13 protein-coding genes are annotated in these 16,676 nt (G+C 52.4%); 9 read left to right on the forward strand and 4 right to left on the reverse strand.

Features of this window, described 5'->3' with window-relative positions:
* Positions 1-51: 51 nt before the first annotated feature.
* The gene (locus GCE01_RS11740; protein ID WP_099213013.1) at positions 52-1,293 is read left to right on the forward strand and encodes a Zn-dependent hydrolase; all 1,242 of its coding nucleotides are present in this window, start codon (positions 52-54) and stop codon (positions 1,291-1,293) included.
* 81 nt (positions 1,294-1,374) lie between these two features.
* Positions 1,375-2,085 (forward strand): TetR family transcriptional regulator C-terminal domain-containing protein, encoded by a 711-nt coding sequence (locus tag GCE01_RS11745; protein ID WP_099213014.1) that lies wholly within the window; start codon positions 1,375-1,377, stop codon positions 2,083-2,085.
* On the opposite strand, the gene GCE01_RS11750 is transcribed toward GCE01_RS11745, so the two are convergent.
* Entirely contained in the window at positions 1,997-3,451 is a 1,455-nt protein-coding gene (locus tag GCE01_RS11750) for an NCS1 family nucleobase:cation symporter-1 (RefSeq protein ID WP_099213015.1), read from the reverse strand. The two genes, GCE01_RS11745 and GCE01_RS11750, sit on opposite strands and share 89 nt — an antisense overlap.
* A 132-nt stretch (positions 3,452-3,583) precedes the next feature.
* On the opposite strand from GCE01_RS11750, the gene hydA reads away from it, so the two are divergent.
* From hydA to GCE01_RS11765, 3 genes are all read left to right on the forward strand, one after another.
* Positions 3,584-4,999, forward strand: coding sequence for a dihydropyrimidinase (gene hydA, locus GCE01_RS11755; protein ID WP_099213016.1), 1,416 nt, complete (start codon positions 3,584-3,586; stop codon positions 4,997-4,999).
* 35 nt (positions 5,000-5,034) lie between these two features.
* Positions 5,035-6,354 (forward strand): aspartate aminotransferase family protein, encoded by a 1,320-nt coding sequence (locus GCE01_RS11760; RefSeq protein WP_174694840.1) that lies wholly within the window; start codon positions 5,035-5,037, stop codon positions 6,352-6,354.
* A gap of 208 nt (positions 6,355-6,562) precedes the next feature.
* Complete coding sequence (locus tag GCE01_RS11765) at positions 6,563-8,905, forward strand: TonB-dependent receptor (protein WP_099213018.1); 2,343 nt, start codon at positions 6,563-6,565, stop codon at positions 8,903-8,905.
* A 176-nt stretch (positions 8,906-9,081) separates the two neighbouring features.
* Here the strand turns inward: GCE01_RS11765 and zigA are convergent, their stop codons facing one another.
* Positions 9,082-10,284: a zinc metallochaperone GTPase ZigA gene (gene zigA, locus GCE01_RS11770; protein ID WP_099213019.1), complete on the reverse strand. Its 1,203-nt coding sequence runs from the start codon at positions 10,282-10,284 to the stop codon at positions 9,082-9,084.
* An 88-nt stretch (positions 10,285-10,372) separates the two neighbouring features.
* On the opposite strand from zigA, the gene GCE01_RS11775 reads away from it, so the two are divergent.
* Entirely contained in the window at positions 10,373-10,978 is a 606-nt protein-coding gene (locus GCE01_RS11775) for a DUF1826 domain-containing protein (RefSeq protein ID WP_099213020.1), read from the forward strand.
* A 66-nt stretch (positions 10,979-11,044) separates the two neighbouring features.
* Here the strand turns inward: GCE01_RS11775 and GCE01_RS11780 are convergent, their stop codons facing one another.
* Positions 11,045-12,259 (reverse strand): MFS transporter, encoded by a 1,215-nt coding sequence (locus tag GCE01_RS11780; RefSeq protein ID WP_099213021.1) that lies wholly within the window; start codon positions 12,257-12,259, stop codon positions 11,045-11,047.
* A 372-nt stretch (positions 12,260-12,631) separates the two neighbouring features.
* Here GCE01_RS11780 and GCE01_RS11785 point away from each other — a divergent pair, with 372 nt between their 5' ends.
* Positions 12,632-13,540 (forward strand): helix-turn-helix domain-containing protein, encoded by a 909-nt coding sequence (locus tag GCE01_RS11785; protein ID WP_099213022.1) that lies wholly within the window; start codon positions 12,632-12,634, stop codon positions 13,538-13,540.
* A 28-nt stretch (positions 13,541-13,568) separates the two neighbouring features.
* Here GCE01_RS11785 and GCE01_RS11790 read toward each other — a convergent pair whose 3' ends face one another.
* The gene (locus GCE01_RS11790) at positions 13,569-14,465 is read right to left on the reverse strand and encodes a LysR family transcriptional regulator (protein ID WP_099213023.1); all 897 of its coding nucleotides are present in this window, start codon (positions 14,463-14,465) and stop codon (positions 13,569-13,571) included.
* 149 nt (positions 14,466-14,614) lie between these two features.
* Here GCE01_RS11790 and GCE01_RS11795 point away from each other — a divergent pair, with 149 nt between their 5' ends.
* Both GCE01_RS11795 and GCE01_RS11800 read left to right on the forward strand, forming a co-directional pair.
* A complete protein-coding gene (locus GCE01_RS11795; RefSeq protein WP_099213024.1) occupies positions 14,615-15,598 on the forward strand; it encodes an aldo/keto reductase in 984 nt (327 codons plus the stop codon).
* Between the two features lie 24 nt (positions 15,599-15,622).
* The gene (locus tag GCE01_RS11800) at positions 15,623-16,480 is read left to right on the forward strand and encodes an aldo/keto reductase (protein WP_099213025.1); all 858 of its coding nucleotides are present in this window, start codon (positions 15,623-15,625) and stop codon (positions 16,478-16,480) included.
* Positions 16,481-16,676 lie beyond the last annotated feature (196 nt).

The raw sequence follows: 16,676 nt of genomic DNA on the forward strand, positions 1-16,676 counted from the left end.
ATGACGCGGCGGCCAGAGGGTCACCAGACGGACGGATGAAAGAGGACTGGCATGTTTCATAGCAATATGCGGATTGACGGGAACGCTCTCTGGGCTGATCTGATGGATACAGCCCGGTTTGGTGGAACACCAAAAGGCGGTATCCGACGGTTAACACTGACCCCAGAAGATAAACAGGTTCGCGAGTGGTTTGCCTCAACCTGCGAAAGCCTGGGCTGCACCATCACGGTCGATACGATGGGCAACATGTTTGCCCGCCGCCCGGGACTTGATAACAGCCTGCCTCCCATCACGATGGGCAGTCATCTGGATACCCAGCCCACCGGTGGAAAATTTGATGGTATCCTAGGGGTTCTGGGCGGCCTGGCAGTTCTACGGGCGCTTCAGGAAGCCGGGCATACAACGCGCCACCCCATCGAACTGATTAACTGGACAAACGAGGAAGGGTCTCGTTTTACGCCTCCGATGATGTGCTCAGGCGTTTTCGCAGGCATTTTTACGGAACAGGAGGTTCTGGACAAGCGAGATCGTGCGGGGGCACGCTTTGGAGATGAGCTTGTTTCTATTGGGTACCGCGGTGAAGAGATCTGTGGCGATCACCCCATCGCGGCCTATTTCGAGCTTCATATCGAGCAGGGGCCCATTCTCGAAGTCAAAGACCGCGTCATCGGAGCAGTTTCCGGTGTTCAGGGAATGCGGTGGTATGAGGTGACCGTAAAGGGCAAGGACGCCCATGCTGGCTCCACCCCCATGCCGATGCGTCACGATGCCCTGCTGGCAACGTCCCGAATGGTTGTTGCTCTTTCAGAGATAGCACTGGGCCATGCTCCGGGGGCCGTGGGTACAGTGGGTCTGATTGAAAATCGCCCGAACAGCAATAATGTCGTACCTGGCGAGACATTCTTCACGGTGGATATCCGTCACCCGGATGATACCGTCGTCGCGACCATGGAGCGGGAGTTCATGGATCGCTTCCACAGCATTGCTGAAGCTGGCGGAGTGACGCTGGAGATCGTTTCCATCTGGGATGCGCCCGCAGTTCATTTTGATACGCGGTGCGTAGAGATGGTCGCGGATTCTGCGCGCCAGATGGGCTACGATCCCCTTTCGATTGTCTCAGGCCCGGGGCATGATGCTGCGTATCTCGCACGCGTTGCACCAACGGCCATGATTTTTGTGCCCTGCAGGGATGGCCTGAGCCACAACGAAGAAGAAAGCATTACGGAAAGCGAGGCCGAAGCCGGAGCCAATGTTCTGCTTGGTGCTGTCTTGAGAGCAGACAGTACGCTCTAGGCATTCTGCCAATCAGGGGCTTGTCGTCCAGCCTCTCTGCTGTCAAAAATCGCCTCCCGCAAGCAGGCTGGGAGAAAGACAATGCCACAAGACAGTCTGGAGGCGTCTCCCAGCCCCAGAAAAAGAACTCGTGCCGGTGCGCCACGCCGCGCCACCGTTCCGCAAATCCTGAATGCTGCGGAATGGACCTTTGGCACCCGCGGCCTTAAGGGAACGCGCCTTGAAGATATTGCCAAGGTCTGCGACATCCCCAAGGGCAATATTCTCTACTATTTTGGCTCCAAAGAAGACCTGTACAACGCCACACTGTCACGCCTGCTGGACGTATGGCTGACAGATGCCGATCACTGGCTTTCTTCTGACAAGGACCCGCTGGACGGGCTTAGAGGATACATAGAAGCCAAGATTGCATTCTCCCGCGCACGTCCTGAAGGATCGCGCCTCTTCGCACAGGAAGTGCTCTCAGGCGGCCACATGGTTCAGGACTTCCTGCGGGGAGAACTGCGAGCCCATGTGGCCCGACATGTCGCAATCTTCCTGGAATGGCAGGCGAAGGGCATCATGGCGCCTATTGACCCGACACATCTATTGTTTCTCTTATGGTCGGGTACACAGGCATATGCGGATATGCAGGTCCAGTATGAGGCCGTTCTGGACCGTACACCTCTCACTGACGGCGATTATGAAACTGCCGTCACCACTCTCATGACGCTTGTCCGTCCGCTGTTCTCCCAACCGGCCTCAGGCGCGTTAGAAGCAGATGAAAACAAAACCCTGAAAAGAAGCCTGTAAACCACGCGAAATTCTGAAATACAGCTAATGCTGGCAGGAAGACGTTTGCGAGCCCCACCAGCACAGCCAGACCCAAGGCCCAGATCGCAGTAGGGTTTACGCCACTTCGGTACCAGTAAACTGCCGATGGGTCTGTACTGTACAGCGCAGGCACGTCCAGAGTTTCCCGCTGAACAAAATAGTAGTCCGCCAGAAGAATTCCTGTCACAGGAGCGATGAACAGACCCAGTATGTCGAGTGTCAGGTGGATCAGATCCGGACGGGCATAGAGGTTCCAGGGCGTGAGAGCAATGGCACCAATCGCCGCAATGACACCACCGCCACGCCATGAAATGGATGCCGGGGCTATATTGGAAAAATCAAACGCCGCTGAGACAAAATTGGCGGAAATGTTGATCCCGATGGTCGCGAGAACGAAAGTTAAAATTCCCACAATCATGATCGTCTGACTATCCAGACGCGTCACAGTGTCCACCGGATCAACGAGGATCTGTCCCAGAACAGGCTGAGTGAGTGTTACTGTTGTAAGTGCAAGCGCGCAGAACGCCATGAAATTGATTGGCAGGCCCCAAAAATTACCGCGCCGTACCGCACTCAGGCTAATGCCATAGCGGGCAAAATCGCCAAAATTCAGGATAATCGGGGAAAAGAATGCGATCGTCAGAGAGATCACATTCAGTACGCCGGTCAGATGTTGTCCGACGGAAAGAGCTGAGTGGGGAAGGACTGAAAAGCTGATCTGTCCACGCGTTTTCCAGAGAAGCACGCCGTCAAGCAGGACCATCATGACGTAAATGGCTGGGCCGGCCCAGTCTATGAAATGCCGGATGGACTCCATTCCGCGCCAGAATACCGCCAACTGTAAAGCCCAGATGAGCAGAAAGGCCAACCAGCCGAGAAGCGACAGCCCCATCAGTCCATGGTGATGAACATCGCTATAGTCTGCCAGCGACGGCATCATTCGAAGAACAAACAGAACCACGGCATTGGATGCCAGCCATGTCTGGATTCCGTACCAGCCGACGGCAATAATTCCACGCACCAGTGCCGGGACGACCGCGCCGTAGACGCCAAAGACACTTCGGATAATGACCGGAAAAGGGGCGCCGGACTTCAGGCTCGGAACCGCGATCAGGTTGCAGAGAAGCTGCACGGCGACGATTGCAACAAGCAGTCCGATGAGCACACTGCTGACCGGCAATCCCATCATGAACAGCGTACCAACCGTCATGTACCCGGCGACACTGTGGACATCAGACATCCAGAGGAAGAGAAAGTCCTTCCATGCCCAGCTCCGGTCCTGAACAGGCGCAAGATCCGCATTGGTCAGGCGCCCTGTAGCGTACGCGTCCGGTGACTGTGTCATTCTGGTGATCCTCGTTCTCGAAAAAATTCCGGAAGCGCAATCGTTATGTTGACCGGCTGGTCAGATTAACCATACAGTTTCGGTAAGACAACGACATAATGCCAACCACTTTTCCTGAAGGGAAGGGATGTCATGCTCCTGATCAAGGGTGGAACAGTTGTTACGTCTGAGCGGCGTTTCAGAGCGGACGTCCTGTGTGACGATGGCGGGAAAATCGCGGCTGTTCAGGCGGATATGGAAGCGCCGACCGGCAGTACCATCGTTGATGCAGATGGGCTGCTTGTCATGCCAGGGGGGATAGATCCCCATACGCATATGGAAATGCCCTTTATGGGCACGACGGCCAGTGACGATTTCTATACAGGCACAGCCGCCGGGCTCGCCGGAGGCACAACGAGCATTATTGATTTCGTCATCCCCGAACACGGGCAGTCGTTACATGACGCGTGGAAGACATGGCGGAGCAAAGCCGAAAAAGCGTCTGCTGACTATGGTTTCCATGTCGCAGTGACGCACTGGGACGACCAGGTTCACCAGGATATGGAAACACTGGTACGGGACTGCGGCGTTAATTCCTTCAAACACTTCATGGCCTACAAGAACGCCCTGATGGTGGATGATGAGACATTCCTCAACTCCATGCGTCGAGCGGGAGAGTTGGGCGCTTTATGCACCGTACATGCCGAAAATGGAGATGCCGTCTCGTTCCTTCAGGAGACTCTCCTGAAAGCAGGAAACACTGGCCCTGCGGCACATCCGCTCTCCCGCCCACCCAGCGTGGAAGGCGAGGCTGCCCAGCGCGCCATTACGCTAGCGACCGTCAGCAATACCCCGCTCTATATCGTGCATGTGTCGACACGCGAGGCGACCGAAGCCATCGCAAATGCCCGCCTTCGCGGACTACAGGTTTATGGCGAAGTTCTTCCACAGCATCTGGTTTTCGATGAAAGCGTTTACCAGTCTTCAGACTGGCTGAAGGCATCGCGCTATGTCATGAGCCCGCCTTTCCGCGAAAAATCGCATCAGCAAGCGCTCTGGGGCGGCCTTTCTTCCGGCCAGCTCCACACCACCGCAACGGATCACTGCTGCTTCTGCCGCTCCCAGAAAGAAATGGGCCTCACCAATTTTACGCGCATCCCCAACGGTGTTCCCGGCATTGAGGATCGCATGAGCATTCTGTGGCATCACGGCGTTGTCGGCGGCAAGATAACTCCGGAGCAGTTTGTTGCCCTCACGTCCACCAATACAGCCCGTATCTTCAATATCCATAGCCGGAAAGGCATGATTGTTGAGGGTGCAGACGCGGATATTGTGCTGTGGGATCCATCGGCGTCGCGAACCATTTCTGCCGCCACACATCATCAGAATGTCGATTACAATATTTATGAAGGCATGACCGTTACAGGCGTGGCAAAAAAGACAATCAGTCAGAGCCGCATTCTTTGGGATGACGGTACACTGCGTGCCGAGCGCGGGCAGGGCCGATATGTCGAGAGAGCACCTTTTAAGAAAAAAACATCTGACAGCCTAACGGAGGCAGTATCGTGACTACATTGACGAACGAAAGCCTGTGCGCCCTTGCCATGAGTGAGGGACGCAACTGGATGCCCTTTACTGCCAACAGACTGGTTAACGGTCGAGGCGATCATCGCGTTGTGGCCTCTGCCAAAGGGCCTTACTATACGATGGCCGATGGCAAAACGGTCTTTGATACGCTGTCTGGGCTGTGGTGTACGCCTTTAGGCCATGGAAATCCACGCATTGCGGACGCGCTTCGTCAGCAGGCAGAAACGCTGGACTTCGCACCCGGATTCCAGATGACGCATGCACCGGCTGTAACGCTGGCAGCACGCATCGCAAAGATGGCCCCCGAAGGCTTGGAGCATGTTTTCTTCGCGAATTCTGGCTCGGAAGCTGTTGATACTGCACTAAAAATTGCGATCGGCTTTCACAAGCTTAAAGGTGAGGGCGGCCGTTTTCGTCTCATTGGACGCGAACGAGGTTATCATGGTGTAGGGTTTGGTGGCATGTCCGTCGGTGGCATTGTCCCGAACCGCAAGATGTTCGCCACGGTGATGGTCCCTGGCGTGGACCACATCCGACACCCTTACGATCACGCCCATGTCGCCTTTTCAAAAGGGCAGCCTGAGTGGGGCGCCCATCTGGCGGACCATCTCGAGAGACTGGTGGCACTCCATGATGCCTCCACAATCGCTGCTGTCATAGTCGAGCCAGTGCAGGGATCGACCGGCGTTCTTGTCCCCCCCGTCGGATATCTTCAGAAGCTGCGGGAAATCTGTACGAAACACGGCATTCTCCTCATTTTCGACGAAGTCATCACGGGCTTTGGGCGTATGGGAGAAAACTTTGCCTCCCAAAGATTTGGCGTCACACCAGATATGATTACCTTCGCCAAGGCGGTCACGAATGGGATCATTCCCATGGGAGGCGTTATCGTCACTTCAGAAATCTACAAAACGTTCATGAACGGCCCGGACGCAGCCATAGAGTTCGCTCACGGCTACACCTATTCAGGGCATCCAATGGCGGCAGCCGTGGCCCATACGGTGCTCGACATAATGGAAGAAAAGGGGACCAATGCGGCCGTCAGGGCACTGGAACCCATCTTGGAAGAAGAGGTCCATGCATTGCAGGACCTGAAATCCGTAAAAGATCTGCGAAACATCGGCCTTACCGCTGCGATCGAACTCAATCCCCTTTCTGACAAGTCTGCCCTGCGAAGTGTCCAGCTTTTTGAGCGCGGCCTGGAAGAGGGTGTTCTGCTTCGCGTCACAGGAGACACGATTTCTTTTGGCCCTCCATTTATTTCGACTCCAGACCAAATCAGAGGAATGACAGCTCAAGTTAGAAAGGTGATTATAAGCTGCGAAAAAGACTTCTAAATATTCATTTTAGTTTCCGAATTTAGAAATAAGCTTCAGAAAGCCGAATGATGGAAGCATCATTCGGCTAAACGCGCTGGAATTAATCCAAAATACTAAATTCGTATATTTATTTTCTCCAAAGATTATTTAGTATTTCATTATTAAAACGAAATATGTTTGAGTGCTTATTATTCAGTTACGCCAACTGAGCTTTCGGAGAAAAAAAGTGAAGACACTGGCTTCTCGTCTGTTCCTCGGTACTATTCTGAGTTCCGTACTCCTTTCCGCAGAGACTGGACGCTCCAGTGCTGCTCCGACCCATCATCCTCGTCATGTGACAAGCTCTCATCATGCGACATCTGGCACACCCGCAAAGCCGCGTCCCCGTAGAACGTCCATGATGGCAGCCAGCGAAGAAAGCGTCGGTGTTCGTGGATCAAGAAGTGCGCGCAACTCTGGGGGAGGCATGATGCGCGTTGAAACTGCACCTTATGCAGTGCAGTCTGTGGGGCGCCAATATATTGAGATGAGAAGCCCGACATCAACCGGTCTGGATGTTGTCCAAAATCTTCCAAGTGTCAGCATTGCCATGCCAGATACGTCTGGCATCAAAGGCGGTGCTCTGTATATGCGCGGTTTTACTGATGCTGATACGGCTTTGCTTTTGGATGGGGCTCCTGCATCTCTTGCAGCATATCTTCAGCAGAACGTTGATGCAGAGAACATCGAAAGTGTCACCATGACGCCTGGGAGCTCTCCCATCGATGCGCCTGCATCCAATGCAACGGCAGGTACGCTTGATGAGCGCACACTAACCCCTGGGAAAAAAGCTGGGGGCAGCATGGATTTTTCTTACGGCACCAACAACATGTCCCGGGAATTCGTCCGGCTGGAATCCGGAGAAATCGGAAATTCCGGTATTCGGTCTTACATCTCAGTCTCAAATACCCATTCGAGACAGTGGATGGGTGCAGGTACAAACCGCCGGACACATGTAGACGTTGGACTTTTTAAAGAATTTATCAACGGATCAACTGTAAAATTTTTTGGTTCATGGAACAATTCCATGTTCACAATTGATGCATATCCAGATGCTCAAACATTTTATAATTATAAGCATACGGGACAGGGATATAATCGTACAAATGTCTGGGACAGAAATTCCACGTCCGCCGGAAATTACTGGCAAGGCAATATTGATTCCTGGAACCAGTTTTTTGTCACAACACAAGCCCATATCATTATCAACAAACGTCTGACCTTCGACCTTTCTCCCTATTTTGCGACAGGCTTCGGCTGGGACGGCTCAACTGCCGGCACGCCAGCCTCGACGGGTGCCACATATTTCTATGGAAACGGTCAGAAAGCTGACCCTTCTACACCGTTGAGCACATACTGGGCGCAGCACTGGTCCCCGCAAGTCGGGCTTGTCGCCAAACTGGGTTACGACATTGATCGTCATAACCATCTGTCTTTCGGATACTGGTATGAGAACAACGCCGTTGACTATTTCTTTCCCACCATGGCAACACAACCTGGCGGACGAAATGCCAAAACAAATGACAATGCCTATAAGCTCTATACAGCAGAGGGTCAGGAAGCGATTTACAGTTACAATGCCGGCTACGAGCTGAATTCTTTCTTTATCGAAGATACCGCAAAGTATTTTAATGATCGCTTGACCATAAATGGTGGCTTCAAATACATCATGTCCAACTATTGGGATCGCGCTTCCGGGCTCAGCCAGTTTACGATCGGGGCCAACTCAACCGCGCCGCTTCCGCATCTTTCTGTCTCGTATAAAATCGACTCTCACAGTCAGGTTTACATGAATGCAGAGGGGGATTTCCGGCAGCCGTCTCCGTCACAGCTGTCTGGCTCGACGTCACTCCCAAAAAACCAGTATTCCATCACGGAGCAGATTGGATATCGCTATAACAACCGGTACCTGACGTTCGATATTTCGGCATTCAATTCCAATATCACCAACCGTCTTCTCACCACCTATCTGCCCAATACCGCTTACGCAGTTTCCAATGCTGGAAACCAGACGATCCGCGGATTCGATGCCATGATTGCGGGAAGGGATTTTCACCATTTCAGCCCCTATGCCTCAGTAGAGTACCTGCATGGCACTTTTGACTCAAATATTCCTTATGGTGACACATACCTTCCAACCAAAGGAAAACAGTCCATTCTCACGCCACGAGTGCTTGCAAATTTTGGACTGACCTACAGCAATGCAGGGTTCTTTGGAAACTTCAGCCTTCACTATACCGGCCCTCAGTCAGTAACACTTGTGGGCGATCAGAGAATGCCAGGGTTTGTTACCAATACCCTCGCGCTTGGGTATCATTTCAAACCGCTCTATTTCCTGAAAACCCCGACGTTCCGTCTGAATTTCTCTAACCTGACGGGATCGATCATTCGTGTCGGAACAACGGGCATTACCAACAACTACCACAATGTGACACTGCTCGATGGCAGTACCCTAGCAGGCAGCAGCGGGGCTTCCTTCTATGTGCTTCCAAGATTTTCAATGACGGGAACGGTCTCATCGGACTTCTGAGTTTCACTGCATCTTTCGAGAGAATAGTTGCTGAGATATGCATCAGAGCGAATGGTTATTTTACGGGCCCGTGAGTGTTCGGGAGGGGCTAAGAAGAAAGCCCCTCCAATTGCTGTCCTAATCGCCAGGCCAGGTGGCATAAAATATGTGCGCGTACGTCAAAATAACTCAGATATTTACGACCATTGAGGAAATGGGTCAGGAAGATTATCGTAGTGCCAAGGCATGAAAATTGCGTCCTGTGGTGGTGCAACAAGGCAATTGTCGAGCGCGGTACGAATTGCAGCCTCGTCCATTCCGGTTCCAATAAAGACCAGTTCCTGACGTCGGTCTCCGTAAACATCGTCCCAGTATTTGGCCAATGTCGCTCGCCAGCCTTCGTCATCAGGCCAATTGTCATGCGGGACACTTGCCCACCACCGCCCAGCCGCCTGATGACGCGCTAAAGCCCCCGCAATACTCAAATCTCCGACCCAATCCGGGCGGGTTGCAAGCCAGAAATAGCCTTTCACGCGCACCACACCGTGCCATGACTGCTCGATGAAGTCTGCAAAAGCATTCGGTCTGAAAGGCCGATGGGCACGGTAGACAAAGCTGGAAATTCCGTATTCTTCCGTTTCCGGCCGATGTTCAGAATGCCCGTACAACTCTTTGAACCACAAGGGATTCTGGTGTGCACGCTCAGAATCAAATCGGCCAGTGTTTAAAAGCTGGTTTATGGGAACCTGGCTTTGGCTTGTTTCAACCACAGCCGCGTCAGCATTGAGAGAACGAATGATCAATCTTGCTGCCTCTGCCTGCTCGGTAGTGGCCGTATCGATTTTGTTTAGAACGATGACGTCCGCAAATTCGATCTGATCAACGAATAGGTCTACGAGCGCGCGTTCGTCCTCTTCTCCCGCAACCTCACCTCGATCCCGAAGGAAATCGGTTGATCCGTAGTCTTTGAGCAGGTTCACGGCATCTACAACAGTTACCATCGTATCGAGCCGAGCGACGTCACTCAAACTGCGGCCTTCTTCATCTCGAAACTCGAAAGTAGCTGCGACGGGCAGGGGCTCTGCAATCCCGGTTGATTCAATCAGGAGGTAATCAAATCTTTTTTCTTCCGCCAGCCGTGTCACCTCGGTCAGAAGGTCATCCCGCAACGTACAGCAGATGCAGCCATTCGTCATTTCCACGAGCTTTTCATTTGTCCGGGACAAATTACTGCCGCCATTGCGGATCAGCTCGGCATCAATGTTCACGTCACTCATATCATTGACAATGACCGCAACCTTCAGACCGTCGCGATTATTCAGAACATGATTGAGAAGGGTAGTTTTTCCAGCTCCCAAAAAACCGGAAAGAACGGTCACAGGCAATCGATTGTCCGACATGAGGCAAGCACCTGAAGAGAAGAGGGGATTGATACAGGCGTCAATAATAGTTATGTTATAACATATCAATAGCAAGGAAGCGTTTTCCATGCCGCAGTGTTCCACCCGTACCCGTCTGGCTCGTCAGTCGTTGCTCAAAGACATTCTGTTGCCTCACTGTAGCATCAGTCTTCATCAGGCCGGCTTGTCGGAAACACTGACACAGGCGGCGAAAGACTATCTGAAATCCGCGCCTCGATCATGGATAGCGCGGGGGCAACTGGGGGACATTGCTGCCCAGCTACAAGCCTCATTTCCGGAAGGTACATTGCCTCTACAGAAAGACATCCTGGAGATCGCTACTCTTTACGGCGATATGTCCCGACATCAAGCACTCCGCGTTCGTTTGGAAAAAATAACGACGGATAGTTGCAGGAAATTTCATGTTGATTGCGTCGATCTCCGTTTGCTTCGCGCCTATGTCGGGCCGGGAGTTCAATGGACAACCGACAACGGGTCAACCATCCAAGAAGCCTCTACCGGGACAATTGTTCTTCTGAAAGGGAAACACTTTCCGCAGTGGGACCACGCAGAGAAGGTCCTCCATCGCTCGCCTCCACTCTCTCATCGCCCTGCCAAGGAGCGCATAAGGCTTCTACTCACGGTTGATGAAGCTAACGCCTGTGGAGAAGCCCCTTTTGGGATAGCAGCATAATAAATGTCTGGTGATTTGACGTAAATTTCCGATTTTCGCGTCTATGAAAAGACACCTTATCAAATATTAGATCGGTCGCTGTTGTTTTGCCTTGATATCCCCCAAAGTCAGCAGCCAGATCATGAAACCACCAAAAGCCAGGCCGCTGCCAACCCAGCCGACTGAGGTCCATCCAAAACCGGCTGCAATGGCAAGCCCACCCAGTGCGGGACCAACGGCATTAGACAGGTTGAAAGCGCTCTGGTTCAAGGCCGCAGCCATAGCTTCTGCACCTACCGCGACTTCAAGGAGGCGCGACTGAATCACCGTTCCCAGCCCTCCGCCACACCCGATCATAAACACAACAGGCATCAGCTCCCAGACGTTATGCGCAGATCCTGCGAAACCGGCGAGAGCTGATGCATTGACGAGCAAGATACCGCCCATGGTCAACATCATCTTCCGGTCAGCAGCCCAGGCGCAAACAACCGTTCCTGTGGTCATTCCCGCTCCGAAGACAGCCAGCATGATAGCAATCATCGTGGACGATGCGTGTAGAACTTCCTGCATAATGGCCGTCAGGTAAGTATAAACACAAAAAATTCCACCAAACCCAACGGCACTAATTCCAAGGGTGAGCCACACTTGTCGGTTTTTAAGGCCTCTGAGCTGCGCCATTGCATTTGCATGGGGACGTGAAGGGTCTGTGGGAACAACCACACTGACAAGGACAGTTGTGATGAGTGCCAGAGCCGCGATCAAACCGAAGGACCAGCGCCATCCCAGGGCACTTCCGATGATACTGGCGAGGGGAACGCCTGCAACTGTTGCTACAGTAAGACCAAGCACGACACGCGAAACCGCCTGTGTCCTGCGACTTGGAGGAACGAGTGACGAAGCGATGATGCCAGCTATTCCAAAATAGGCGCCATGGGGGAGGCCGCTGACAAATCGGCATATCAAAAGGTAGCCATAAGATGGGACAAATGCTGTGAGCCCATTTCCAACCATATAGAGGGCAGTGAGCCCAATGAGTGTTTTTTTATGGCTCAAACGTGCGCTGAGAACAGCAATGAGCGGCGCACCAATGCCAACACCCATCGCGTAAGCAACAATCGCGTGCCCGGCCTGAGGAACCGTAACCTGAAGTTCGCGTGCGATCAGAGGCACCAGACTCATGGCTGTAAATTCAGCAGTTCCTATAGCAAAAGCGCCCAGAGCGAGCACAAAGAAAATGAGAGATGTGCGGGGGGAAGGAACGTTCGTCAAAGACGAGTTCTCGGGCGGCACTGCGATGGTCATGCGGTCTCTTTGAGGAAGAATTTCAAGAAAGTTAGCGAGGCGCGATAGACCACAAGAAACCGTGAGAGCAATGCTGCGATGAAGCGGTTCAAAACTGATAATAACTACAATGTTGTTATAACGTAACGGTTACAAGAAAATTTCTACTTCAGAAACGCAAAAAGACTGCAGGACGAGCCGCTCTTATCGCTGAACAAAACCGCAAAAAAGTATCGAAAAAATAAAAATCAAACGCTAGATGCTAACAGGAAAATTCCTGATGATAATGAGACGAATCAGACCTTACTGGAAACCATGATCCCAAATGCAGATCCTGATATCATCCGTAGTTTTTAGAGCCTTGCCCTAGGGCAGCGTTGTATTAGGCATTGCATGTCCCATCGCCGAAAACCCTTTGCCACGCAACCCCTTCAACCCGTTTACGAACTCATTACGGCCAAGCCAGCGCACAGTTTTACTCTGTCCAGGCATGATTACCCCGCTGAGTGCGCTAAGTGGAATTACCATCCTGAGTATGAACTGCACCTGATTACAGCGGGGAGTGGGCGGTATGTCGTGGGTGACCATGTCGGTACCTTCTACGCCAGAAGCATGTTTCTGATAGGGCCCAACTTACCTCACAACTGGTTAAGCAATCTGGGGCAAGAACAGGTCTGTCATGGGCGCGATCTGGTCGTACAGATCCAGCCAGCATGGCTTCAGGGATTGATTCAACTATGCCCGGAATTTGGTGAAATCCTGCGCCTGATTGAGGACGCGTCCAACGGAGTTGAATTTCATGGACCATCGCTGGAAATGCTTTGCCACCAGATGGAAGACCTGGAGCTCTCTGCCCCAGCAGAGCGGGTCTCGAAACTGATTGCGCTTCTTGTAGATTTGGCTCAGGTTCCTCGACACATTCTATGTCAGTCTTGGAACTCCCGCTCTTCAAAAGCAGAAGAGTCCAAGGTGATCGATCAGGTCATGCAGAGCTTGTTGTCTTCAGATTTAAAGATGATCAAACAGGCAGAGATCGCCCATCGCGTTAAAATGAGTCCGTCTGCTTTCTCGCGTTTATTCCAGCAAGCAACAGGGGGCACTTTCACCAGTTTTGTGCGCCGTTTACGGATCAGTCGTGCATGCAACCTTCTGATGACAACGAAAGACCCCATTTCCGTCATAGGCGCAGAGTCCGGCTTCAGTAATCTATCCAATTTCAATCGAGTATTTCTGGAAGAAAAAGGGGTTACTCCCAGAAGGTATCGCCAAGAAGCAGAGCAATCCATCCAAGCGTCAACCTAGTTTTCAAGCATTTATCCAACCCTACAATTTATCCACCTCGGTAACGCAAAGCGTCCAGAACAAGGGTGAACGCTGGAGAGGGCTGCCGCCTGCTTGGGTAATACAGATAATAACCGTCGAATGGTTCACACCAATCTTCAAGAATTCGCACCAGAGTTCCTGAAGAAAGGTGATCTTTGATGTGATCCTCAAGCATGAAAGCAATACCGTGCCCGGTGAGGGCGGCTTCCACAATCAGATTGATATCGTTGAACACAAGCTGTCCTTGCGTTTTAACCCGGATCTCTTTGCCATCGCGCTCAAACTCCCAGGCATATAATCCACCGGAAGTCGGCAAGCGCAGATTGATGCAGTTATGTCGCGCAAGATCGTAAGGCGTTTCCGGGATAGTCTTTCCGCTCAGATATGATGGAGAGGCCACAGCGGCCATCCGAAGGCGTGGGCTGATTGGCACCGCAATCATGTCCTGCTCCAGTCTTTCTCCAAGCCTTATTCCTGCGTCATATCGCTCAGCCACGATATCGACGAGGCCTCCTTCGATATTGATTTCCACGTTGATGTCAGGGTTTTCGGCTGTGAGACGATCAATAGCTGGCCACAGCACCGTGTACGCCGCGTGAGAACTTGTTGTGATCCGGACAGTGCCCGCAGGGCGCTCCCGCAGTTCGGTCAATGCGGCAAGCTTTTGATCAATATCCTCCAAGGCAGGACGCAGTGTTTCTATAAGGCGTTCACCAGCCAGTGTCGGTGCGACACTCCTGGTTGTGCGCGTAAGGAGCCGGAGGCCCAGTCTGGCTTCGAGCCGCCGAAGAGAATGGCTGAGCGCAGATTGTGAAATCCCAAGCTTGCCTGCGGCCTTAGTAAAACTGCCTTCATCAGCAACTGCCAAGAACATGGCCAGACTTCCAAGCTCTTCACGCCGCATTATGCTCAGGCCTTCTCACAGGTTTCATGACTAAAAATCATAGACCCAAGAAATTTACCTTGTCTAATCGATTGATGAGTCTGGGCTTATGATTTGCGTGTTCAGAGCCTTGGCAGACGCCCAAGGATAAACACGCGGGATCAAGAAACATGCAGAAACGTCTGTTAGGCCAGAGTGGTCTGGAAGTATCAGCGCTTGGGTTCGGCTGCATGGGCCTGAGCTATGGCTATGGCCCTGCCACCGATCGCAAGGATGCTATTGCCTTGATCCGCGCAGCATATGAGCGTGGGGTCACTTTCTTCGATACTGCTGAAGCTTATGGACCAGGCATTAATGAAGAAGTCGTTGGGGAGGCGCTAGAGCCGGTTCGTGATCAGGTCGTGATTGCCACCAAGTTTGGTTTCGTAAACGGCGTGCCAGCACAGGGGTTGGATAGTCGGCCGGAGCGTATTCGACAGGTTGCGGATGAAGCTCTGACGCATCTGCGGACTGATAGGATCGATCTCTTTTACCAGCATCGCGTCGATCCAAACGTACCGGTCGAGGACGTTGCCGGAACGGTGAAAGACCTTATCGCAGCGGGCAAGGTCAAGCATTTTGGCATGTCTGAAGCGGGGACGGATTCAATCCGTCGTGCACATGCCGTACAGCCGGTTGCAGCTCTCCAGAGTGAATATTCGATGTTCTGGCGCGAGCCTGAATTGGAAATCCTGCCGCTCCTTGAACAACTGGGTATCGGCTTCGTGCCATTTGCGCCTCTTGGCAAAGGGTTTCTGACTGGAAAACTCGACCCAAAGGTCGTGTTCGCCAAAGATGATTTCCGAAGCTCTGTTCCCCGTTTCCAGGCTGATGCACTGGCCGCGAACCAGGCCCTTGTTGATCTTGTCAAAGCCATTGCATCTGAAAAATCCTGCACGCCTGCACAGATCGCATTGGCGTGGCTTCTGGCCCAGAAGCCGTGGATTATTCCAATTCCCGGTACGACGAAACTTGATCGTCTCGAAGAAAATCTGGGAGGGGCTGATGTCAGTCTAACGGTTGATGATCTGACCCGCATTGAACAGGCGCTCAACGGGATCACCCTGCAAGGAGACCGATATCCTGCCTCATATCAGAACCTGATCAATCGCTAAGCCACAGTTTCGGAGAGAATAATCATGACAGTCACCCCACCTGCAGTCATGCTGAACAATGGCGTTCAGATGCCGTCTCTTGGCTTTGGTGTGTTCCAGGTCCCTGATCCTGTCGAGTGTGAACAAAGTGTTCGGGACGCCATTGATGTCGGCTATCGACTTCTGGACACAGCAACGTCCTATGGCAACGAGGATGCAGTGGGACATGCGATCCGCAACCACGGGATCGACCGCAGCGATTTATTCGTCACTACCAAACTCTGGATTGAAGATGCGAGTTATGAGGGCGCCAAGGCTGCTTTTGAGCGCTCGTTAAACAAACTCCAGACAGACTATCTCGATCTCTGGTTGATCCACCAGCCTTACGGTGACGTCTATGGGGCATGGCGCGCAATGGAAGAACTGTATCGTGCGGGCCGTATCCGGGCGATAGGCGTCAGCAACTTCTATCCTGACCGACTGGTGGATTTCGTGCTGCACAACGAAATCACACCAGCGATCAATCAGATTGAGCTCCATCCTTTTCATCAGCAGGACGATGCGCTGAAAATCCTGAAGCAATACGATGTTCAGGCGGAAGCCTGGGGACCATTTGCAGAGGGACGAAACGGGCTGTTCTCGAATGATCTGCTTCAGTCAATTGCGCAGAAGCATGGCAAGACCATCGCTCAGGTTGTGCTGCGTTGGTTGAACCAGCGCGGGATTGTCGCGATCCCCAAGTCAGTTCGTAAAGAGCGTATGGCCGAAAACTTCGCTATTTTCGACTTTACGTTAGACGATGCTGATGTGGAGGCGATTACCACGCTTGATCAGAAAGCCAGCAGTTTCTTCGATCACCGCGATCCGGAGAAAGTCAGATGGCTTAGTACCAGAAAGCTCTAATGCTGAGATACCAGCTCTTGCTTCCTACAATCTTAGCGGCTCTGTTATTTTAGTCACTATGGTGCTGTAGGGGGCCGGGGTAGTAAAGGTTTTTTAACACTGCGCGATTATGCGCCTCCCTTGCTATGTTCAGGGCTGAGCATGCAGGACATTGCGACCTGTCGAAAGGCTTTGTCTTCAAAAGGCGAAAATCGTC

The sequence above is a fragment of the Gluconobacter cerinus genome, from assembly GCF_002723935.1.
In the GTDB taxonomy this organism is placed as follows: domain Bacteria; phylum Pseudomonadota; class Alphaproteobacteria; order Acetobacterales; family Acetobacteraceae; genus Gluconobacter; species Gluconobacter cerinus.